The organism is Streptomyces sp. NPDC088194 (assembly GCF_040702025.1).
Taxonomy (GTDB): domain Bacteria; phylum Actinomycetota; class Actinomycetes; order Streptomycetales; family Streptomycetaceae; genus Actinacidiphila.
Window position 1 is genome coordinate 46,690 of record NZ_JBFBIV010000007.1, and the last position, 20,424, is coordinate 67,113.

At 74.6% G+C, this 20,424-nt stretch carries 20 protein-coding genes and 1 pseudogene; 10 read left to right on the forward strand and 11 right to left on the reverse strand.

From position 1 onward, the window contains the following. Positions 1-46 precede the first annotated feature (46 nt). The 3 genes and pseudogenes from AB0399_RS05335 to AB0399_RS05345 form a co-directional block, all read left to right on the forward strand. Positions 47-1,381: a hypothetical protein gene (locus AB0399_RS05335; RefSeq protein WP_366410303.1), complete on the forward strand. Its 1,335-nt coding sequence runs from the start codon at positions 47-49 to the stop codon at positions 1,379-1,381. A 219-nt stretch (positions 1,382-1,600) separates the two neighbouring features. Continuing rightward, positions 1,601-2,077: a hypothetical protein gene (locus AB0399_RS05340; protein WP_329373109.1), complete on the forward strand. Its 477-nt coding sequence runs from the start codon at positions 1,601-1,603 to the stop codon at positions 2,075-2,077. A 61-nt stretch (positions 2,078-2,138) separates the two neighbouring features. After that, positions 2,139-2,237 (forward strand): annotated as a pseudogene (locus tag AB0399_RS05345) (sigma factor-like helix-turn-helix DNA-binding protein); the annotation flags it as partial. Between the two features lie 117 nt (positions 2,238-2,354). Here AB0399_RS05345 and AB0399_RS05350 read toward each other — a convergent pair. The 7 genes from AB0399_RS05350 to AB0399_RS05380 form a co-directional block, all read right to left on the reverse strand. Beyond that, a complete protein-coding gene (locus tag AB0399_RS05350) occupies positions 2,355-3,161 on the reverse strand; it encodes a putative protein N(5)-glutamine methyltransferase (RefSeq protein WP_366410304.1) in 807 nt (268 codons plus the stop codon). Between the two features lie 173 nt (positions 3,162-3,334). Beyond that, complete coding sequence (locus tag AB0399_RS05355; RefSeq protein WP_366410305.1) at positions 3,335-5,854, reverse strand: glycoside hydrolase family 2 protein; 2,520 nt, start codon at positions 5,852-5,854, stop codon at positions 3,335-3,337. A 151-nt stretch (positions 5,855-6,005) separates the two neighbouring features. Continuing rightward, the gene (locus tag AB0399_RS05360) at positions 6,006-6,653 is read right to left on the reverse strand and encodes a hypothetical protein (RefSeq protein WP_366410306.1); all 648 of its coding nucleotides are present in this window, start codon (positions 6,651-6,653) and stop codon (positions 6,006-6,008) included. Further along, positions 6,650-8,080, reverse strand: a complete 1,431-nt coding sequence (locus tag AB0399_RS05365) for a DUF58 domain-containing protein (protein WP_366410307.1) — start codon at positions 8,078-8,080, stop codon at positions 6,650-6,652. The genes AB0399_RS05360 and AB0399_RS05365 overlap by 4 nt, the downstream gene beginning before the upstream one ends. Next, positions 8,077-9,087 carry a MoxR family ATPase gene (locus AB0399_RS05370; RefSeq protein WP_366410308.1) on the reverse strand — a complete coding sequence of 337 codons (1,011 nt, stop codon included), beginning with the start codon at positions 9,085-9,087 and terminating at the stop codon, positions 8,077-8,079. Before AB0399_RS05370 ends, AB0399_RS05365 begins: the two co-directional genes overlap by 4 nt. Before the next feature lie 135 nt (positions 9,088-9,222). Further along, positions 9,223-9,771 (reverse strand): hypothetical protein, encoded by a 549-nt coding sequence (locus AB0399_RS05375; protein ID WP_329373097.1) that lies wholly within the window; start codon positions 9,769-9,771, stop codon positions 9,223-9,225. Then, positions 9,768-10,706 (reverse strand): DUF4129 domain-containing protein, encoded by a 939-nt coding sequence (locus AB0399_RS05380; RefSeq protein WP_329373095.1) that lies wholly within the window; start codon positions 10,704-10,706, stop codon positions 9,768-9,770. Before AB0399_RS05380 ends, AB0399_RS05375 begins: the two co-directional genes overlap by 4 nt. 191 nt (positions 10,707-10,897) lie before the next feature. Here AB0399_RS05380 and glsA point away from each other — a divergent pair, with 191 nt between their 5' ends. The 5 genes from glsA to AB0399_RS05405 all read left to right on the forward strand — a co-directional run bounded on the left by glsA (position 10,898) and on the right by AB0399_RS05405 (position 16,206). Continuing rightward, complete coding sequence (glsA, locus tag AB0399_RS05385) at positions 10,898-12,283, forward strand: glutaminase A (protein ID WP_366410309.1); 1,386 nt, start codon at positions 10,898-10,900, stop codon at positions 12,281-12,283. Positions 12,284-12,478: 195 nt separating this feature from the next. Then, entirely contained in the window at positions 12,479-13,576 is a 1,098-nt protein-coding gene (locus AB0399_RS05390; RefSeq protein ID WP_329374564.1) for a chemotaxis protein, read from the forward strand. 131 nt (positions 13,577-13,707) lie between these two features. Continuing rightward, positions 13,708-14,142, forward strand: coding sequence for an XRE family transcriptional regulator (locus AB0399_RS05395; RefSeq protein WP_328459855.1), 435 nt, complete (start codon positions 13,708-13,710; stop codon positions 14,140-14,142). A gap of 266 nt (positions 14,143-14,408) precedes the next feature. Next, positions 14,409-14,969, forward strand: coding sequence for a ParH-like protein (locus tag AB0399_RS05400; protein WP_329373091.1), 561 nt, complete (start codon positions 14,409-14,411; stop codon positions 14,967-14,969). Further along, positions 14,962-16,206 (forward strand): MAB_1171c family putative transporter, encoded by a 1,245-nt coding sequence (locus AB0399_RS05405; protein ID WP_366410310.1) that lies wholly within the window; start codon positions 14,962-14,964, stop codon positions 16,204-16,206. The genes AB0399_RS05400 and AB0399_RS05405 overlap by 8 nt, the downstream gene beginning before the upstream one ends. Before the next feature lie 97 nt (positions 16,207-16,303). Here the strand turns inward: AB0399_RS05405 and AB0399_RS05410 are convergent, their stop codons facing one another. After that, positions 16,304-16,954, reverse strand: coding sequence for an SRPBCC family protein (locus tag AB0399_RS05410; RefSeq protein ID WP_366410311.1), 651 nt, complete (start codon positions 16,952-16,954; stop codon positions 16,304-16,306). Between the two features lie 222 nt (positions 16,955-17,176). On the opposite strand from AB0399_RS05410, the gene AB0399_RS05415 reads away from it, so the two are divergent. Next, complete coding sequence (locus AB0399_RS05415) at positions 17,177-17,641, forward strand: universal stress protein (RefSeq protein WP_328459863.1); 465 nt, start codon at positions 17,177-17,179, stop codon at positions 17,639-17,641. An 81-nt stretch (positions 17,642-17,722) separates the two neighbouring features. Here the strand turns inward: AB0399_RS05415 and AB0399_RS05420 are convergent, their stop codons facing one another. Then, on the reverse strand, positions 17,723-18,343 hold the full coding sequence (locus AB0399_RS05420) for a winged helix-turn-helix domain-containing protein (RefSeq protein ID WP_329373084.1): 621 nt from the start codon (positions 18,341-18,343) through the stop codon (positions 17,723-17,725). 107 nt (positions 18,344-18,450) lie between these two features. Beyond that, positions 18,451-18,579 (reverse strand): hypothetical protein, encoded by a 129-nt coding sequence (locus AB0399_RS05425; protein ID WP_328459867.1) that lies wholly within the window; start codon positions 18,577-18,579, stop codon positions 18,451-18,453. Between the two features lie 163 nt (positions 18,580-18,742). Here AB0399_RS05425 and AB0399_RS05430 point away from each other — a divergent pair, with 163 nt between their 5' ends. Beyond that, positions 18,743-18,883, forward strand: coding sequence for a hypothetical protein (locus AB0399_RS05430; RefSeq protein WP_328459869.1), 141 nt, complete (start codon positions 18,743-18,745; stop codon positions 18,881-18,883). A 146-nt stretch (positions 18,884-19,029) separates the two neighbouring features. On the opposite strand, the gene AB0399_RS05435 is transcribed toward AB0399_RS05430, so the two are convergent. Next, positions 19,030-20,262, reverse strand: coding sequence for an acyl-CoA dehydrogenase family protein (locus AB0399_RS05435; protein ID WP_329373081.1), 1,233 nt, complete (start codon positions 20,260-20,262; stop codon positions 19,030-19,032). Positions 20,263-20,424 lie beyond the last annotated feature (162 nt).

Sequence of the window (20,424 nt, forward strand, 5' to 3'; positions counted from 1 at the left end):
CGATGCCCCGAGACCGCGTTCCCGCATCGTCCAGGGGGGTGAGGTCATGCCGACGACCGGACACGGGATTCTCGCGCTGATGGGCTCCGGCGAGACCAGCCCCACGATGGTGACGCTGCATCGGGAACTCGCCGCCCTGCTGCCCGCCGACCCGGACGCCCTGATCCTGGAGACGCCCTACGGGTTCCAGATCAACCGCGACGACATCTCCGCCCGCGCCCGCGAGTACTTCCAGCGCAGCGTGGGCCTGGCCACCGTCGTGCTTCCCGACGACGACGCCCCGGCGGGCGCCTCGGCGCATGCAGGCCCGGACGCCGCTCGCGACCACGTGCGCAGGGCCGACTGGGTCTTCAGCGGTCCCGGCAGTCCCTCCTACGCACTCGGCCGATGGGAGGCGCAGGGTCTCGCCGAGGTCTTCGTCGAACGGGTACGCCGGGGCCACGGCGTCACGGTGATGGCATCCGCGGCAGCCTGCACCGTGGGGCTCGCCGCGTTGCCGGTGTACGAGATCTACAAGGCCGGGCACCCGCCGCGGTGGCTGAGCGGACTCGACCTGCTCGGCCCTCTCGGCCTTCCGGTCACCGTGATCCCGCACTACGACAACGCCGAGGGCCGCACCCACGACACCCGCTACTGCTATCTGAGCGAGACCCGCCTCACCGCGATGGAACGCCAACTCCCCGACGGCAGCGCCGTCCTCGGCATCGACGAGCACACCGCGCTCGTCATCGACCTGGCGCACCGCCGAGCGCGCGTATGGGGACACGGCGTCCTGACCGTACGCCGCGGCGGCATCAGCACCACGGTCCCCGCCGGCACGAACTTCACGCTGGACGACCTGCGTGAACTCGTTGCCGGCGGCACGGCCGTGCCCATATCCGTACCCGGCCCGCACGAGGCCGGCGATCGACCGTCGGCGCAACCCGTACCCTCGCCCGTGACCCTCCAGGAAGCCGTCGGCGCGGCCGAGGCCCGCTTCGACACCGCGCACGGGATCGGAGACGCCGCAGGCATGATCGAGGCGGTGCTCGACCTGGACGCGGTGATCGCCGAGTGGTCCGCCGACACCGAGGAGGACGAGGGCGGCACGCAGTGGGCCCGGACCGTTCTTCGCGGCATGATCCGGCAGCTCGGCCCGGCCGCCCAGCAGGGCATGAGCGAACCCGCCCGCACCCTGGACCGGGTCCTCGGCCCCCTTCTGGAGCTGCGCCGATCACTGCGATCCCAGGGCGCCTACGAACTCGCCGACCGACTGCGCGCGGCCTTTGCCGCCGGAGGCGTCGAGATCCGCGACGGCGCCGAGCGCACCACGTGGCGGCTCACCGAGGACGAACGGCCGAGACCCGCCTCTCCCCACTCCACTCCGCCGTCGTACGGGTGACGTCCCGGGGCTCTCGACATGCCACTGCACATACTGCGCAATAAGGTCATGTCGCGGCCTCAGCGCGCCCCGTCGAACTGCGCACGGCCGCGACACCCGGCACCACTGCGTCGCCCGAACGCGAAGGCGGAGCTCCTCATGCACGACACCAAAGGTCCTGTCAGACGGGACGCGCCCGCTCCTCACGTTGCATCGCCACCGGTCCTCGTCGAGGCCCTCGTGCTGCGGCACGACCCGGTCGAAGGACTCGTCTACCGCCGACTCCTCGGCCGCCTCGAACATCGGGCCGATCCCGACGACACCGCCCGCGGACTCGCGTGTCTCGACGAGGACGACGACAACCACCTCGTGCACTCCACCAGTTGGCGGGCCACCGACGAAGGACACATCGTCCTGACCTACCTCGTCCACCCGGACCCCGAGCCGAGCCGCCCCGCGACAGCGGTGGCCCCGCCCGACACGATCGCTCACGCGGCCCGACCTGGCCGTCCCACTCCCCCACGCCTTGCCACCGACCATGTCGCGACCCACGCGATCAGGCACCTCGCGTTCCTCAGCCGCACCGACCCCGCTACGACCACCCACCTGGCACAGCACCCTGACACGCGCGACGCCCTGATCGGCATCCCCGGCCATCCCGCCGGCCGCCTCCCCCGACCCGAGACCGTCGAAGCCGGCGCAAGCGCACGCCCGTAGGGACTCGCCGGGGCCAGGTGTCCCGCCGCCCTTCTCAAGCTGGACGAGCGGCGGCGAGCGGCATCCGGAAGTGGCGGAACGCCTGGGTGTCCCCGTCGGCACCGTGAAGTCCCGTATCCGGGACGGGCTCGCTCGGCTGCGCAAGGATCTGGAGGGGTGAACGCGCTGCCGCCACGCGGCCGCGCCGTCCCGTGAGAAGCTGCCGGCCGGGCCCTCCGCCTTCTGCGTGGTGTCCTGCCGGGGGGAGGCGTGCACCGCACGAAGGCGCCCCGCGGGGCTACTCCCGGGTCGCCATCAGGACCGTGGCGTCCAAGTCGGGGTCGTGGGCCGTGGTCGCGGTGAAGCCGGCGGCGCGCAGGGCCCGCAGGGCGGGGGGAACCTGCGGCTCGCTGGTCTCGGAGAGCAGCGTGCCGCCGGGGGCGAGCCAGGCGCGGGCGGAACGGGCGACGCGGCGCAGGAGGTCGAGCCCGTCGGCGCCGCCGTCGAGCGCGAGCGGCGCCTCGTGGTCGCGCGCCTCGGACGGGAGGAGGGGGATGTCGCCGGTGGGGACGTAGGGGACGTTGGCGGCGAGCACGTCCACCCGCCCGCGCAGGCCGGCGGGGAGCGGCGCGAAGAGGTCGCCTTCGTACACCCGCCCGCCCGCGCCCGCGAGGTTGCGGCGGGCGCACCGTACGGCCGCGGGGTCGAGGTCGGCCGCGTGCAGTTCCACCCCGGGCAGGGCCGCGGCGAGCGCGGCGCCGACCGCCCCGGACCCGCAGCACAGGTCCAGCACCACCGCGCCCGGGCGCAGGAGGGCGGCGGCGCGGGCGACGAGGAACTCGGTACGCCGGCGCGGCACGAACACGCCGGCGTCGACCTCGATCCGCAGCCCCGCGAACTCGGCCCAGCCGACGACGTGTTCGAGGGGCAGCCCGCCGGCGCGCCGCGCCACCATCGCGGTCAGCTCGTCCGGGGTCCGGGCGGCCGCGAGGAGCAGGCTCGCCTCTTCCTCAGCGAAGACGCACCCGGCGGTGCGCAGTGCGGTGACGACGTCGTCGGTGTGCGGCCACAGCGGTCGCGGGGAGCGGGCGAGGGGTTCCGACATGCGTGGGGTGCCTTTCGGGAAGCGTGCTGCGCTCCCCCGGCCGTGCCGGCGCCGCGTGACGTCGACGTCAGTGCGCGCGGCCGTACGGTGGGAGCGACCGGTGTGCGGTACTGCGGTTGATCGGTCCCACCTCCTCGGCTCGTCGCGGGGCGCGCTGCGGCGCCGCGCTCAACTTACCGTACGACCGCCTGCCGTACGACCGCCGCGTTGACGGTGTGCAGGGCGGCGGTCGCGGCCTCGGCGGTGGGGTGCGGCCAGCCGTGCACGGTGATGGTGGCGCGCTCGCCGGGCAGCAGCGTGGTCAGGCCGCGGTCGGCGGTCGCGGCCGGGCCGAGCCGGTCTGCTTGCAGCAGCAGGTCGCGCAGCAGCGTGCGGGCGGTGACGGTGATCTCGACCGCGGGCGCGGCCCCCTCCGGGCCGCCGGCGCCGTCCCCGCGGACGGCCAACTCCAGGTCCCAGCGCGGCCGCGGGTACGCGAAGTCCTTGTCGCGGGCGGGGAACCAGTACGCGCGCAGCCCGTCGGCGCCGGAGCCCGCATCCGCATCCGCATCGGGATCGGCATCCGCTTCGGCATCGGCGGTGAGGAGTTGCGTCGTGCTGCCGGCCGCGGGCCGGAGCTGCTCGGGGACCGGGAGCTCGGCGACGGTGCGGGCGGGCGCGGTGAACGGCACCCGGGCCTCGGCGAGCACCTCGCCGTCGACCGAGACGCGGCGCAGCAGCACTGCGCCGGACCACCCCTGCCCGGCCTGGTTGACCACGGCGAGCACCAGGGCGCCGTCCCGCTCCTGGAAGGTCAGCAGCCGGTCGGCGTAGAGCCGCTTCAGCTCGTGGTGGAGCGGCTTGGGCCGGCCGTCGCCGTCGATCGCGGCCCACGAGGTCACCGGCCAGCAGTCGTTGAGCTGCCAGACGATCGTGCCGGCGCAGCGCGGCCAGTGCGAGCGCCAGTGCTCGACGCCGGTGGCGACGGCCCTGGCCTGGTTGACCTGGGTGAGGTAGTGCCAGGTGTCGAAGTCGGCCGGGACCGGGAAGTGGCGGGCCAGGCCCCGTTCGAGCTTGCCGTTGCCGTCGCCGGCCTTCTGGTGGTGCAGCATGCCGGGCGAGTCGGGTGCGAGCGGCTCGTCGCCGATCGCGCGGCGGACGGTGGCGTGGGCGGGCGGGGCCTGCCAGCCGAACTCGGCGACGAAGCGCGGGACGCTGTCGCGGTATTCGGTGTAGTCGGTGCGGTTCCACACGTCCCAGGAGTGGGCGGTGCCGTGGTCGGGGTCGTTGGGGTGGTGCTGCCAGGAGCCGGACCAGGGGCTGCCGGGCCAGTACGGGCGGGTCGGGTCGGTCTCGGCCACGATCCGCGGCAGCACGCCGAGGTAGTAGCCCTCGCCCCAGGAGTCGGTGGCCAGTTCCGGCTCCCACTCCCAGTCGCGGAAGCCCCACAGGTTCTCGTTGTTGCCGTTCCACAGCACCAGCGAGGGGTGCGGGGCGAGCCGGGCCACGTTCTCCCGCGCCTCCGCCTCGACCTCGGCGCGCAGCGGCTGCTCCTCGGGGTAGGCCGCGCACGCGAAGAGGAAGTCCTGCCAGACCAGCAGCCCCAACTCGTCGCAGGCGTCGTAGAAGTCGTCGCTCTCGTAGATCCCGCCGCCCCACACCCGGACCAGGTCCACGCCCGCGTCGACGGCCTGCTCCAGCCGGGTCCGGTAGCGCCGCGCGTCGATCCGGCTGGGGAAGACGTCGTCGGGAATCCAGTTCACGCCGCGCGCGAAGAGCGCGGTGCCGTTCACCACCAGGGTGAACGCCGATCCGTGCGCGTCGGGCGCGGTGTCCAGCTCGACGGTGCGGAAGCCGATCCGCCGCTGCCACGCGTCGAGCGGGTCGGCGCCGTCCAGGACGGTCACCTCGCAGTCGTACAGCGGCTGTTCGCCGTAGCCGCGCGGCCACCACAGCCGGGCGTCGGGCACGTCGCAGGCGACCGTGAGGTGGTCGGTGCCGGGCGCGGCGGTGGTCTCGGTGACGGTGTCGCCGACCCGCAGCCGTACGGTCAGCGGCCGGGCCGTGCCGGAGGGGGTGCGTTCCAGCTCGATCCGCGCCTCGACCCGGCCGGTGCCCGCGTCGACGGTGGCCAGCGGGATCACCCGGGCGAGCCGGGCGGTGGACCAGCGCTCGACGCGCACCTGCTTCCAGATCCCGGCGGTGACCAGCGTCGGCCCCCAGTCCCAGCCGAAGGAGCAGGCCATCTTGCGCAGGTACTGGAACGGCTCGGGGTAGGCGTTCGGCCGGTCGCCGACCAGGGCGCGGACCCGTTCGGCCTCGGTGTAGGCGGAGGTGAAGGCGACGGCCAGCGGGGTGCCGCCGGTGGCGTCCGGCCGGCCGGTGACGTCGAAGCGGTAGCCGCGGTGCATGTTGCGGGTGGTGCCGAGCACGCGCCCGCCGAGCCGCACCTCGGCGACGGTGTCGAGCCCGTCGAAGACCAGGTCGGTGCGCTCGTGGCCGGGCCCGTCGAGCGGCGGCAGCGCCGTTTCGTACGTCCAGTCCGCGCGGCCGACCCAGGCCACCTCGGTCTCGTTGCGGTCGAGATACGGGTCGGGGATCACCCCGGCGGCCATCAGGTCGGTGTGCACGCAGCCGGGCACCTGCGCGGGCACGCTGCCGCGGTCGGGAAGCCGCAGCTCCCAGCCGTCGGCGACCGGCGTGATGTCCTTCATGCGTACTCCCCTGCCTGCTGGTCCGTCGGCGCCAAAGGACGGCGCGGATCAAACGGTAAAGCACGCCGAACACGACATGACAGAGGGGGCACTTGACGAGCGGGGGGCCGCGCGCTGAACCGCTCCAGTCGCGGCGGGCGCGCCGGCCCGGCTACCGGCCGGCGACCGGGCCCCCGCCCGCCCCACCCGGGCGGCCCGCGCCGCCCGGACTGCCCGGACCGCCTGCCCCGTCGTGCTCGGCCGCTCCGGCGCGGTCGGCCGCCGCGCCGCGGTGGCGCAGGGCCAGCGCCAGGCAGGTGGTGGTCGCGGCGACGGCCGGCGCGGCGACCAGCCGGGCCCACGAGGTGTGCGCCAGCGGCGCTTCCGCGGCGAGGAAGACCAGCGCGCAGGCGGCCGCCGTCACCAGCGCGGTACCGGGCTCGGGGCGCCCGGTGGGGGCGGTGGCGCCGGTGGTCCAGGCGTCGGTGAGCAGCAGGTAGGCCAGCAGCAGGGCGCCGACGCACGCGCCGAGCCACACCGGCGGGTCGGTCATGGCGGCGATGACGATCGAGGCGGCGGCCAGGATGGTGCAGCGGCGTCGGGCCGCGAGCGCCGGCCAGCGCATCGAGGTCTGCGCGGGCCGCTCGTCGACCATCGGGCTCGCCCACCAGCCCAGGACCGCGGCCACCACCACCAGCGCCACCATCAGCTTGGAACCGTGCACGGCGGCCGGCGGGTCGCAGGCGGCCACCACGAGCGCGGTGCCCACGCAGCGGACGGCGAGCCGGGCGACACGCGGGCCGCCCGCCATACGGCTCATCGGGAACCTCCGTGGATGCGGGTGCGCAGCAGCGGCGCCAGCGCCAGGTCGAGGGTCTGGCCCGGCTGGTGGGCGATCAGCGCGATACCGCGCTCGATCAGCGCGAACCGGATCGCCTGGCGGTTGGCCCGCCACAGCCGCAGCGCCATGGCCGCGTGGTCGTCACCGGGTTCGACCTGCGGGTCGCCGGAGGGGATCTCCACGACGACCATCGGGTTGGCGCCGGCCCGGATCTGGTGCAGCGCGTCGAGGATGCGCTGGTCGGTGAGCGGGGTGAAGACGTAGACCAGCGCGCCCTCGGGCAGCGCGCGCGGGGCCAGCCGGATCGGTCCCGCGCCCCGGTGGGCGAAGTCCTTGCGGACCTCCAGCACGCTCTCCACGATCCGGTAGAAGTAGGCGTCGCCGCTGCCGGGTTGCAGCCACCGCGTGGTCCCGCCGACCGCGACCACCCCGACCCGGTCGTGCGTCCGCAAATACGCCCGGACCAGGCCCGCCGCCGCACGGAACGTCTCGTCCAACGACGACAGACCCGTCACCGGATCACGAATGTCGCCCAGCACATCGAGCATCACCACGGTGTCAGCGGCACGCTCCGCCGCGAACTGATGCAGTTGCAGCGACCCGCGCCGCGTCGTCGCCGGCCAGTTGATCCGCCGCTGCCGCTCCCCACGCACATACGGATGCACCCCGATCACCTCGATCCCCTCCCCCCGCTGCGGCGACGCGTGCTCCCCCAACCGGGTCGGCAACCGCACCGGAATCGGCGTCAGCCCCGCCGCCGCCGGCAACGGAAAGACCGCCACCTCACCCAGATCCACCCGCACCGTCCGCCGCGCCACACCCCCCGCGTCATAGAGATCGACATCCACCGTGCCCAACGTCCACCGCCCCCACCGCTCAGCGGTGAACCGCAGTTCCAGATGGGCCCCACCCACGGCAAGCGCGTCCAGCCGCACGCCCGGGCCGAGCATGACCCCGGGGTCGAGCCGGCCGACGGTGCCGTCATGGGCCACCGCGATCCTGGCGACGACCTGCTCGCCCTCGAAGCAGCGCCGCGCGTCGACCCGCACGGTGGTCTCGACCCGCCCCGGGCGGGGGCCGAGCGGCAGGGACAACGCGAGCAGCGTCAGCGGGATCGCGGCGAGCGCGAGCACCCACGCATGCCCGCTGACCAGGGCGGCGGCCAGGCCGACCACGGCCACGGTGCTCCAGCCCAGGGCGCGTTCACCGACCCGCCAGCCGCGCGGCGGCTCGGGCGGCGCGTGGGTGGCGGCGCCCTCCCCCGCCTGCGCCCTGCCGCCCAGGGCGCGTTCGACGGCCCGCGCGCGCCGGTCCGACGGGTCCATACGGGCCCCGGTGCCGGTGGGGCCGGTGGTGCGGGTGGGGCCGGGCGCGGGCGGGCCGCCGGGCGGCGCCGTCCCGGTCATGACGAGGCGGTGGCTCGGGGCAGCGTCTGCGGCGCGGGCACGGTCGCGACGATCTCCCGGATCACCTCGTCCGCGTCGATCTGCCGCACCCACAGCTCGGGCTTCAGCGTCACGCGGTGTGCCAGCGCCGGCACCGCGACCGACTTCACGTCCTCCGGCGTCGCGTAGTCCCGCAGCGCCATCACCGCGCGGGCGCGCGCCAGTTGCACCAGTGCCAGGCCGCCACGCGGCGACGCGCCCACCTGCACGTGCTGGTGCGCCCGGGTCGCGCCCACCAGCGCCACCACGTACTCCAGCAGGTCGTCGTCGACCTCGACGTGCTCCACCGCGGTCCGCATCGCCAGCACCTCGGCCGGACCCGACAGCGGCCGCAGCCGGGCCTCCGGCGCCGCGCGCGCCACCCGGGCCCGCAGCATGCCGACCTCGTCGTCCGCGGGCAGGTATCCCATCCGCACCCGCAGCAGGAAGCGGTCCAGCTGCGCCTCGGGGAGGGTGTACGTCCCCTCGTACTCGATCGGGTTCGCGGTCGCCACCACCACGAACGGGTCGGGCAGCGCCCGGGTGCTGCCGTCCACGGAGACCTGCGACTCGGCCATCGCCTCCAGCAGCGCCGCCTGCGTCTTCGGCGGGGTCCGGTTCACCTCGTCGGCCAGCAGCAGGTGGGTGAAGACCGGCCCGGCCCGGAACACCATCTCGCCCGACCGCTGGTCGTAGAACGGCGCCCCGGTCACGTCGGACGGCAGCAGGTCGGGGGTGAACTGGATACGCCGGAAGTCCAGCCCCAGCACGGTCGCGAAGGAGCGTGCCAGCAGCGTCTTGCCCAGGCCCGGCAGGTCCTCGATCAGCACGTGCCCGCCGGCCAGGATGCCCAGCATCACCAGCGCCAGCGGCTCCGGCTTGCCCACCACCGCGCCCCGCACCTCGTCCAGCACCTCGGCCGCCCGTGCCCCGGCCTGTTGCGGCGACAGCGTCACAGCGTCCTGGACGGACGATTTCTCACTACTCACAACGACATTCCTCACTTCGCGAAGGCTGGGCGAACAGGCGGACGGGGGTGGACTCGGCTAACGGGGCGGCCCGCTCGGGGGCGAGCGGGCGGGGCCGGGGGCGGCGGGCGGGAACGTGTGGACCGCGGCGGCAGGTCACAGCGCTTCGAGCCGGTCCAGCAGCGCGGCGAGCACGGGCTCCGGCAGTTCGGGCTCCGGCGGCGGCTGGTTCAGGTCGATCCACGGCCACAGGTCGGCGCCGACCAGCGCGGCGGCCCGCTGCGGGGCGCGCTCCGGGTCGATGCCGTGCTGCTCGGCCAGCCGGGCCGCGAAGACCCGCTGGAGTTGCGGCCGCAGCGTGGTGGCGAAGTGCACGGCCCCCTTCTCGCCGAGCGAGTGGTCCACGATCCGCTGCCACTCGCCGAGCGCGGGGGCGCGGCTGTTCAGCAGCCGGACGGCCCTGCGGTAGCCGCTGTCCTGGGCGTCGCCGCCGGCGACGTAGCGGGCGGCGACGAGCGCGACGACGGCGAGCAGCACCAGCGCGGTGCCGGCCGCCGCGACGCCGTCCGTGAGGGCGACCAGCGCGACCGCGAGGACACCGCCGGCGACGAGGGCGGCGACCAGGGTGCGCGAGGACGCCGGCCGGTCGGAGGGGTCGGCCTCGGGGGCATGGGGGGCCGACCGGGCGTCGGGTGCGCGGGTCACGAGGCGGCCCCCGCCCCGGCGGCCTCGGCCGACCCTTCGGTGCCGTCCGTGCCGTCGGCCCGCCGTTCGAGCTGTGCGGCGATCTCGGACAGCGCGTCGGAGGCCCTCCGGCGGTGGCCGTCGTCCATGGGGTGGGTGGAGTAGCGGGCCTCGCGGAACAGTTCGGTCAGCTCGCCTGCGGCCGGGCCGGCCGGCAGACCGCCCGCCGCGGCCCGCTCCAGCAGGTCCTGCGGGCTGTCCGAGGCGCGCCGGGCGACCCCGGACGCGGCGAGCGAGGTCTCCATCGCCACGTAGCAGGCGATCACCGCGGCCCGGGCGTCGTCGTTGTCGAGCAGCGCGCGTCGGCCGGAGCGCACGGCCTGGGCGAGGAGTTCCTCGTCGTCCGCCACGACGCTGAAGACGCCGCTGGGCGCCGTGTGTTCGACCCGCCGCAGCATCCGCAGCAGGTACCGGACGGCATAGGCGACCGCGGCGACGGCGACGGCGATCAGCAGGCCGACCGCGAGGTGCAGCAGCCAGCCCGGGATGTGCAGCGACCCCTTGTCGGACGAGACGTGGGAGGGCTTCACCGTGCGGGGCGGCACGGTCTGGAACGAGCGCGGCCGCCCGGGCCGGTAGTCCAGACCGGGGCCGGTCCGGAAGTCGTGCAAGGCGAGCAGCAGCACGGGCACGGCAGCCGGCGCGATCATCAGGGTGTGGCGGACGACGTCCGCCAGCCGCTGCTGGGTGGCGGTGCGGTGCTCGTCGTACGGGCTGAACCGCTCGCGGTAGCGCCTGTTGGCCGCGATCGCGGCCACCAGCCACAGGACCGCGACGCCGAACGCGGCTGCGTTGCCGCCCAGCGGCCCGCGGCCCCGGCTGTCCGTCAGGCTGTCGGGGCGCAGCAGCAGGGCCGCCACGCCGATGCCCGCCACCACGATGACGGCCAGGGCCACTCGGCCCCCGCCCGATCCCGTGCCGCTCGCGCCTGTTCCCGGTTCCCGCCCCGTCAATCGCAACGCCTCCCCCTCGCGCTGGGCAGCTTGGCACACCGCGCTGTGGGCGTCACGGGCAGGGGTCGGCCGCCGCTCCCCGGTGCCCGCTCTCCCGCGTTGCGGACCGCCCACGCCGCGCCAAGCATGGACGCATGGTCGACACGGCTCCGTTCGACGTGATCAGCGCGGGCCTCGCCGAGGTGCACGGGCAGTTCCTGCCGGTCACGGACGGCGAGGTCGCGTCGTACATCCCCAAGCTCGCGCTCGCCGATCCGAACGACTTCGGGCTGGCGCTGGTGAGCATGGACGGACACCGCTACCAGGCCGGGCGCTCCCAGGTGCCGTTCTCGATCCAGTCGGTCGCCAAGCCCTTCGTGTACGCGCTGGCGCTGGCGGAGCTGGGGCTCGACGAGATCCACCGCTGGGTGGGCAACGAGCCGAGCGGCGACGCGTTCAACGCGATCAGCCTGGAGCGCGGCACCGGGCGCCCGGCGAACCCGATGATCAACGCGGGTGCGATCGCGACCACCGACCTGGTCCCGGCGGACAGCCCGGAGGAGCGGTTCGCGCGGGTGCTGGAGGGCCTGAGCGCGTTCGCCGGGCACCGGCTGGAGGTCGACGAGGAGGTGTACCGCTCGGAGTCCGCGACCGGCGACCGCAACCGCGCCCTGGCCTACCTGATGCACGCCGCCGGCTCGCTGCGCACCGAGCCGCGCGCCGCGGTGGAGACGTACTTCCGGCAGTGCGCGGTCCGGGTGAACACCGTGGACCTGGCCGTGATGGCGGCGACGCTGGCCACCGGCGGCGTCAACCCGGTGACCGGAAGGACCGTGGTGCCCGAGCGGGTCGCGGTGCAGGTGCTGGCGGTGATGGCGACCTGCGGGATGTACGACGCGGCCGGCGACTGGCTGGTACGGGTCGGGCTGCCGGCCAAGAGCGGCGTGTCGGGCGGGCTGGCGGCGGCGAGTCCGGGCCGGTTCGGGCTCGCCTGCTACAGCCCGCCGCTGGACCCCACCGGCAGCCCGGTGCGGGCGGTGGCGGCGCTGCGCGAGGTGTCCCGGCGGCTCGGGCTGCACCTGATGCAACCGCCCGCGCCGGGCCCGGCCACGGTCACGGCGTGCACGACGGCGGAGCACTGGCCCCCCGCCGCGGACCGCCCGCCGCAGGAGCGGGAGCTGCTGGCGCGCGGGGCGCGGCGGATCGCGCTGGTGGCCGCGCGCGGCGAGCTGGACTTCACGGCGGTGGAGCGGGTGCTGTACGCGCTGGCGTCGGTGGCGCCGGACCGCCCGGGGTGGCTGGTGCTGGACCTCGCCGAGGTGATGTGGGTACGGCCGACGGCCCGGACGATGCTGACGGCGGCGCTGGCGCGGGTCACCGCCGCCGGGCACCGGGTGTGCGTGGTGACCGGCGCGGAGCCGTACGGGCACGGCGAGCTGACGACGGGCGCGGAGGTGCGCGGGAGCCGGGCGGACGCGGTGGCCTGGGCCGAGGACGGGCTGGTCGGCGAGTCCGCTGGGCTGCGGAAGTCGACTGATTGATATATCCAGGAAAGGACAGAAGTGGAAGACAACCGCAAGACGACCAGACGGTTCGGGGGCCGCGTCCGCGGCTGACGGCGCGACCGCACGCCCCCAGCCGTACGCGTCCGCCCGCTCCGGCCCCGCGCGCGTCCCCCGCGCTCCGTCGCCGCCCGCGTCTTCGCCAGCCGCCGGAAAGGTCCGCCCATGCCCTCCATGCACCAGCCGCTGACTCCTGCCGCGCTCGCCGAACTGCGCCGGCCCCGCAAGTACCCGGCGGTCTCGGTGCTGCTGCCCACCCACCGGCGCGAGCCGGACAACGCGCAGGACGCCGTACGGCTGCGCAACCTCCTGGAGGAGGCGAAGAACGCGGTGCACAGCGACCCGGAGGTGGCCAGGGCGGACCGGATCGACGTGATCGGCCAGCTCGACCAGGCGCTGGCCGAGGTGGACCTGGTGTACGCGGAGGAGGGGCTGGCGATCTTCGCCGCGCCCGGCGAGCACCACGTGTGGTCGCTGGAGCGGTCGGTGCCGGAGCGGGTGCTGCTGGCGCAGACGTTCCTGACCCGCAACCTGGTGGCGGCCTACGCGGCGAACCAGCCGTTCCGGGTGCTGGCGCTGTCCGCGGACGTGGCCACGATGTGGAGCGGCGGGCGGCAGCACACGCCGCGGCAGGAGAAGGGGCCCTTCCCGGTGCGGCGGGCCCCGATCGACTTCGACCCGGAGCGGCAGGAGCGGATCGGGGACACCCCGAGCATCTTCAACGACGAGGACACCCGGGTCTTCCTGCGGGAGGTCACCGAGGCCGTGGCGGCGGCGCAGGCGGCCGACCCGCGGCCGCTGTACCTGGTCGGCGAGCCGGAGGCGATCAGCGCGCTGGACGAGGTCGGGCCGGTGGCCAGGGACGCGGTGGCGCACGTCGGCCACGGCGGTCTGGCCCAGGGCCCGGGCGAGGCGCTGGCCAGGGCGGTCGCCGACGCCGACCGGGAGCGCGACGAGCGGGCGGTGGCGGCCGTGCTGGACGACCTGGACCGGGCCCGTGGCCGCAAGGAGTTCGCCGGCGGCGTGGACGAGGTGTGGCAGTCGGTGACCGAGGGCCGTGCCTCGCTGGTGGCGATCGAGGACGGCTACCGGACCACGGTCAGGGACGACGGTGAGCACCTGGTGCCGGCCGCTGCGGAGGAGCACGGCGCGCGCGACGACATCGTGGACGAGATCGCCGAGCAGGCGCTGGACACCGGGGCGCGGGTGCGGTTCGTCCCCGACGGGCACCTCGCGGACTCCGGTCACATCGCGGCGGTACTGCGGTACTGACCGAGCCGGGCGCGGGCGCCGACGGGTGCCGGTCCCACGGCTCCGGAAGGAGTCCGCTCGGCAGTGCCAACTGCCGCTCCACACCTATACGATGAGGTTCCGGTTCACGGCGGGGGCGGTGGAATCAACACATGGTTGACGGGGACGGGGCGGCGCCCGGGGCGGCGACCCTGGCGGAGAAGATCGACGCGCTCTTCCGCGTGGTGCGCAGGCCGGACCGCGAGGCGTACACCCACGAGGAAGTCGCGCGGGCCTGCCGGGAGGCGACCGGGGAGAGCTTCTCGACCACCTACCTGTGGCAGTTGCGCACCGGGCGGCGGACCAATCCGACCAAGCGCCATCTGGAGGCGCTCGCGCAGTTCTTCCAGATTCCGGTCGCGTACTTCTTCGACGACGAGCAGGGCGCGCGGATCGCCGCCGAACTGGAGCTGCTCGGCGCCCTGCGGGACGCCGGAGTGCGCAGTGTCGCCCTGCGGGCGGTGAACCTCTCGCCGGAAGGCATGGGCACCATCAGCGACATGATCGATCTGATCGCCAAACGCGAGGCCGAGCGGAACTCGCCGTAGCGCGGGGCCGTTCCGCATCGTCAGGGAGTGCGGCGGGCGGGGTCCGGGACGCGGGGGTTCCGGGGCCCGAGGCAACAGGGGTTCGAAGGAAACCGAGCGAGACGGGACCCGAGGGAAGCAGGGTTCCGGACAGGCGGGACCGTTCGGTGCCGGGACGCGGGGGTCCCGGCACCGGCGCCGGGGGTCCCGGAGTTCCGGTCAGTGCGCGGCGTCGGGCATCGGCGTCGCGCGAGCGGCGGTCGCCGGTGGCGATGGGGGTGATGCACGTGAGAGCACGGGCAACCACACACGGCGTGCTGTGGGACAAGTACCGGCAGGCCATGGGCGACACCGTGCTGCCCAGACCGTTCGACGAGCTGGCGCTGATCGCCCGGCTCGCCGCGCGGCGCGGCCGGCCGATCGAGCTGATCCCGGTCGACGCGTTGCCGAATTTGCCGTGCGGGCTGCTGATGGTCACCGACCAGGCCGACTGCATCGTCTACGCCACGGACACCAGCACGCTGCACCAGCGGCACATCCTGCTGCACGAGGCGGCCCACCTGGTGTGCGGGCACGACCGGGTCGAGCCCGTCCCCGGGGCCGGGGGCCGCGATGTCCCGCCGGGGTCGCGGGCGCTGCTCCCCCACCTGCCCGACGCCCTGGTCCGCCGGGTGCTGGGCCGGACCGTCTACAGCGAGCCGCAGGAGCACGAGGCGGAGTTACTGGCGTCGCTGATCTGCTCGCGCGTCGCGCGCGAGGCGGACACGCCGCAGCTCGCGGAGGGCCAGCAGCGCCGGCTGGGGTCGATGTTCGGCGCGCCGCCCGCCCGGGGCGGGGCGCGTGGTTGACACCGGGACGTACGGCGCAGGCGGCCTGCTGATCGCGTTCGCCTGCTACCGGATGGTGGTCGCCCGGCGCGGCGAGCCCGACCCCGCGATGCGGTACATCGGCTGGTTCGCGATGTCGATGGGCGCGGCGCTGCTGGTGCTGGCGCCGGCCTCGGTGGCGGCGCTGGACCGGTTCGCGCCGGTGCCGAGGGCGGGGGTGCTGCTCGGCGCCGAGCTGAAGATGTGCGCGCTGACCGCGCTGGCGCTGATCGCCCGGGCGCTGGGCGAGCCGGGACACGGCACGCAGCGGCGGCTGACCTGGCAGGCGCTGGCCACGGCCGTCGCCATGGCCGCGCTCTTCCTCCCGGCGGGCCTGCGCGACCAGGGCGGCACCGGGTTCGTGGACGGCACCTCGGACCGCTGGCTGCTGGCCGGCTACGACCTGCTGTTCGTGGTGTACTCGCTGCGCTGCCTGGCGCTGTTCACCACGCTGCTGGGCCGCCACGCCCGCCGGATGCCGCCCAGCGCGCTGCGCACCGGGCTGCGGCTGATGCAGGCGAGCGGCGCGGTCGGGGCGCTGTGGACGCTGCTGCTGCTCCCGGACGCCGCGCACGTCCTGCGCTGGGGCCGGCAGGACACCGCGGAGGACTTCGGGTCGGCGGCGCTCGCGGTGGCCTGCGTGCTGCTCGCGGTGGGCGGGGCGACCGCCACCACGTGGCGCCGGGTGCTGGCCGCGCCGGTGCGGCTGGTGCGCGCCGCGCGTGCGTACCGGGCGCTGGAGCCGCTGTGGTCGGCGCTGTACGAGGCGCATCCGGGAATCGCGCTGCGGCCGTCGAAGGCGGGTCGGCGCCGCACCGGGAAGCCGGCGCTGCGGGACATGCAGTTCGCGCTGTACCGGCGGGTGATCGAGATCCACGACGGCCGGCTGTCGCTGCGGCCGTACTATCCGGCCGACGTCCGGGCCTGGCTGGCCGAGCGGGGCGCGGCCGGGGCGCCCGCCGTGTCGGGTCCGGCCGCGGTGGCGGCGCTGCCGCCCGGCTGTGCGTCGTCGGACGCGGTGACCGAGGCGGCGGCGCTGGCGGCGGCCGTGGAGGCGCGCCGCGCGGGGCTCCAACCGCCGCCGCGGCGGGCGGCGTTGACGGCGGCCGCCCTGCCGCGCACCGGGACCATCGACGGGGACGTGGCCTGGCTGATGGTGGTCGCGCAGGCGTTCACGGCGCTGACGGCGGCGGGCCGGCCGGTGGAACGCCGGACATGAAAGCGCCCCGGCCGGGACGGGGGGACCAGGCCGGGGCAGTCACGAGGTGATCCGGCGCGCACGTCAGGCGCTCCCGATCACAAACTTAGTTTAACACTCAATGAGCGTAGTCGAATCCACGGGGGGTCGGCGAGGTCCGCATGGGGGTCGCGGCCGGCACCGAGGCGTCGTCGGCCTGCGCGTCGGCGGCCGCCTCGGCCCCGGCGCCCGCACCGGCCCCGGCGCCCGCACCGGCCCCGGCGCCCGCACCGGCCTCCGCGCCCGCTCCGGCCGCACCCGCTCCGGCCGCGGCCGTGGGCAGCGCCTCGGCGGCGGGGCGGTCCTCGCCCAGCAGGTCCCGGAACTTCAGGCCGTCGGCGGGCAGGTCGCGCCGCCACGCCATCGCGACCAGGGGCGCGAACAGGGCGAGCCCCGCACTCAGCGAGCTGGTCACCGACAGCCGCACCAGCGTGCCGTCGGCGTGCGGCAGCAGGTCGAAGCCGTAGAGCGGGACCTGGGTGCCCAGCGGGCCCCACATCCGCTGACCGCGGAACGCTATCCGGCGACCGGGCTCGAAGTCGGCGCAGACCAGCCGGTGGAACCGGCGCCGGCCCGGGAAGCGGTAGCGGTAGACCGCGTTGACCCCCGGCTGTACGTACGCCGACGCGACCGAGGACACCCCCGAGCTCCACAGGGCGAGGTTGCGGGCGTCGGCGAGAAAGTCGAAGACCTCCGTCGGTGTACGCCGCACGAACACGTTCGTGGACACGCAAGGCATCGCAAAACCTCCCCGGTAGCGGCGTGGGCGGCTGCCGTGCGCGGGCGCGGACCGATGGACGGTTCGTGCGCCGGACGGGCGGTCGCCTGCTTCACTCCTCTTCCACAGCGTGCCCCGCAAAACCGCCCATGTCGTGGCAATGGGACCAATCGAGTGAGAACGCTGCGTGCACGGGGGTGATCAAGCGGTGCCGAGGACCGATAGCCTGACCTGGTGGAAGAGCAGAAGTTGCCGGCACGTTTCGAGCGCGGCACCGACGGACCGAAAGTGATCGTCGCCGGGCTCGACGGCTCGGATTCCTCCTGGCGGGCCGCGGCGTACGCCGGTGGTCTGGCCCGCCGGCAGCACGCCCTGCTCGCACTCGTGTACGTGCAGCCCTACATCGCCGGCGGCGCCGCGCTCGGCGTGCCGGTGTCGGAGGCGGACACCGGGATCGCGGAGCAGCTCCTCGCCGACATCCGCGACTCGGTGGAGCGGATGCGCGGGACCTTCACGGTGCGCTGGGAGTTCCACACCTTCCGCGGCGACCCCTACAACGGCCTGGCGATGGCCGCCGACCAGCTCACCGCCGACGCGGTCGTGGTCGGCGCCTCGGAGCGGGCCGGGCACCGGCTGGTCGGCTCGGTCGCGGTGCGCCTGGTGAAGTCCGGCCGCTGGCCGGTCACGGTCGTGCCGTAGCCCCCTCGCCATGACCCCGGTCGCACGCGGGCGTGCGACCGGGACCCGACCGGCATGCCCGGTCCGCCCCCTCGGCCTCCCTCAGCGGGCGGCCTGGGCGGGCGCGTACTTGTAGCCGACCCGGCGGACGGTCACGATGCTGCCGCGGTGCTCGGCGCCCAACTTCCGCCGCAGCCGGGCGATGTGGACGTCCACGGTGCGGCCGTCCCCGACGTGGCCGTATCCCCACACGGTGGTGACGAGCTGGTCGCGGGAGTGCACCCGGTGCGGGTGCGCGACCAGGTGGGCGAGCAACTCGAACTCCAGGTAGGTCAGGTCCAGCGGGCGGCCGTCGACGGCGGCGGTGCGGCGCTCGCCGTCTATGAGCACCGGCGCGACGGGCAGCGCCGGCCCGCCCCGCTGCTGCTCCACCACGGTCTCGACGACCGGCTCGACGGCGTACTGGTACGGGTCGGCGGCCGGCACCGGCTGATCGGCGCGGGCCCGGTCGGCCGGGACCAGCACCAGGTAGCCGACCATCGGGGCACCACCGGCCACCGCGGGCAGCACATGCCCGGGCGCGGGCAGCCAAGTGGCGCCGGGCGGAAGGAAGTCGGGGGCGGGCGGGACCTCGTCGGGCCGCACCGCGCGCAGCCGCTGCCGGGCGGCGGGCGGCGCGGGTACGGCGGCGGGTGCGGACGGGATGTGCGAGACGTTCGACATGGTTTCGGCTCTTTCGCGCGATGGGTCGGGAGGACTCCGTCGTGCGCGGGACCGGAAACGTGCTGGTGCCGACGGCAACCGGCGCTGGGGCCGGAAGCGGTGCGAGGTCAGCGGGCGACGTGGTTCCGCGCGGGGATCGCGCGGCAACACCAGCGGTCGAAGTGGTGCTCCTGCCGGGACGGCCAGAAGGGCTCGAGGTCGTCGCGACCTGTCCCGGGGTCAGTGATGCTGGCCATGCCCCTATTGAACCAGACCCCGCGCCCCCGGTGTGAGGGTCCGGCAGGGTCCGCGACGTGTCCGCGGTCACGCTCCCGGCGCCACGCCCCGCCGTCCGCACCCCACTCGGCGGTCGCGGCACCGCCCGGGGCTACGCTGAGGCGTCGAGCTGAAGGAGTCGCCATGCAGATCCACCACGTGCTCACCACCCTGGCGGTCAACCAGTCCCCCGGACCCGGGCCGGTGATGCGCACGTTCATCGTGGTGTCGGTCGTCGGCGCCGCGTTCCTGGGCTGGTTCCTCCTCCGCGGCTACCGCGACTGAGGAAGTACGGCGCGACAGTTCGCCCGGGCCCCTTGGAAGCAGCTGCTCTCCCGCGGAAGAGCAGTGCCTGATTCAGGGGCGCGGGGAACTGCGCGACCAGCCACCCACCGACCGCAAGGTCCGGGTAGCCACAGGACGGGCCACCCTCAGCGGATGGGCACCCCTGCGAGGGTGCGGGCTATGACGAGCCGCTGGATCTCGCTGGTCCCCTCGAAAATCGTGTAGATCGCGCTGTCCCGGTGCATCCGCTCCACCGGGTACTCCCGGGTGTAGCCGTTGCCCCCGAGGATCTGGATCGCCTGCGCCGTGACCTTCTTCGCGGTCTCGCTGGCGAACAGCTTGGACATGGAGCCCTCCGCCGAGGTGAACGGGCGGCCGGCGGTGGCCATCCAGGACGCCCGCCACACCAGCAGCCGCGCCGCGTCGATCTGCGTGCGCATATCGGCGAGTTGGAAGGCGACGCCCTGGTTGTCGATGATCGGGCGGCCGAACTGCTCGCGGGTCTTGGCGTATTCGAGGGCGTAGTCGTAGGCGGCGCGCGCGGTGCCGACCGCCATCGCGCCGACCGCCGGGCGGGACGCCTCGAACGTGGCCATCGCCGCGTTCTTCACCCTCTCCGCACCGTCGCCGGACTTCGCCCGCTGACGGGCGCGGGCCAGCCGCTCGTCGAGCTTCTCCTTGCCGCCGAGCAGGCAGTCGCCGGGCACGCGGACGTCCTCCAGTACGACCTCGGCGGTGTGCGAGGCGCGGATGCCGTGCTTCTTGAACTTCTGCCCCTGGGACAGGCCGGGGGTGCCGGGCGGCACGATGAAGGAGGCGTGGCCCTTGGTGCCGAGTTCCGGGTCGACCACGGCCACCACCACGTGCACGTTGGCGATGCCGCCGTTGGTGGCCCAGGTCTTGGTGCCGTTGAGCACCCACTCGTCGGTGGCCTGGTCGTAGACCGCGCGGGTGCGCATCGAGCCGACGTCGGAGCCGGCGTCCGGCTCGGAGGAGCAGAAGGCGGCCACCTTCACGTCGGCGGCGTCGCCGTACATCTGCGGCACCCAGGTGCCGATCTGCTCCTCGGTGCCGTTGGCGAGCACCCCGACGGCGGCCAGGCCGGTGCCGACGATGGACAGCGCGATGCCCGCGTCACCCCAGAACAGCTCCTCCATGGTCATGGGGATGCCCAGGCCGGTCGGGTCGAAGAACTGCTGGGCGTAGAAATCCAGCGAGTACAGCCCTATCTTGGCGGCCTCCTGGATGATGGGCCAGGGCGTCTCCTCGCGCTCGTCCCACTCGGCGGCGGCCGGGCGCATCACGTCGGCGGCGAAACCGTGAATCCATTCGCGCACGGACTGCTGTTCGTCGTTGAGTTCGAGCGTGAAGTCGCCCATGGTCCCCTCCACGTACTGGTTACTTGCGGTAACAGCAGTCTGTTACCGTGCGGTAGGGAATGTCAACTCACCGAGCGCCGAGCCGTGGAGTGCCCCGGGGGTGTTACGTTGCGCGCATAAAGCTGCAGTACACGAGCAGTGCAGACGAGCAGTTGACCCATG

Coding starts and splice junctions, on each gene's coding strand:
- AB0399_RS05335 (WP_366410303.1), top strand. CDS start 47: ATGCCGACGACCGGACACGGGATTCTCGCGCTGATGGGCTCCGGCGAG.
- AB0399_RS05350 (WP_366410304.1), bottom strand. CDS start 3,161: ATGTCGGAACCCCTCGCCCGCTCCCCGCGACCGCTGTGGCCGCACACC.
- AB0399_RS05355 (WP_366410305.1), bottom strand. CDS start 5,854: ATGAAGGACATCACGCCGGTCGCCGACGGCTGGGAGCTGCGGCTTCCC.
- AB0399_RS05360 (WP_366410306.1), bottom strand. CDS start 6,653: ATGAGCCGTATGGCGGGCGGCCCGCGTGTCGCCCGGCTCGCCGTCCGC.
- AB0399_RS05365 (WP_366410307.1), bottom strand. CDS start 8,080: ATGACCGGGACGGCGCCGCCCGGCGGCCCGCCCGCGCCCGGCCCCACC.
- glsA (WP_366410309.1), top strand. CDS start 10,898: ATGGTCGACACGGCTCCGTTCGACGTGATCAGCGCGGGCCTCGCCGAG.
- AB0399_RS05390 (WP_329374564.1), top strand. CDS start 12,479: ATGCACCAGCCGCTGACTCCTGCCGCGCTCGCCGAACTGCGCCGGCCC.
- AB0399_RS05395 (WP_328459855.1), top strand. CDS start 13,708: ATGGTTGACGGGGACGGGGCGGCGCCCGGGGCGGCGACCCTGGCGGAG.
- AB0399_RS05420 (WP_329373084.1), bottom strand. CDS start 18,343: ATGTCGAACGTCTCGCACATCCCGTCCGCACCCGCCGCCGTACCCGCG.
- AB0399_RS05425 (WP_328459867.1), bottom strand. CDS start 18,579: ATGGCCAGCATCACTGACCCCGGGACAGGTCGCGACGACCTCGAGCCC.
- AB0399_RS05430 (WP_328459869.1), top strand. CDS start 18,743: ATGCAGATCCACCACGTGCTCACCACCCTGGCGGTCAACCAGTCCCCC.
- AB0399_RS05435 (WP_329373081.1), bottom strand. CDS start 20,262: ATGGGCGACTTCACGCTCGAACTCAACGACGAACAGCAGTCCGTGCGC.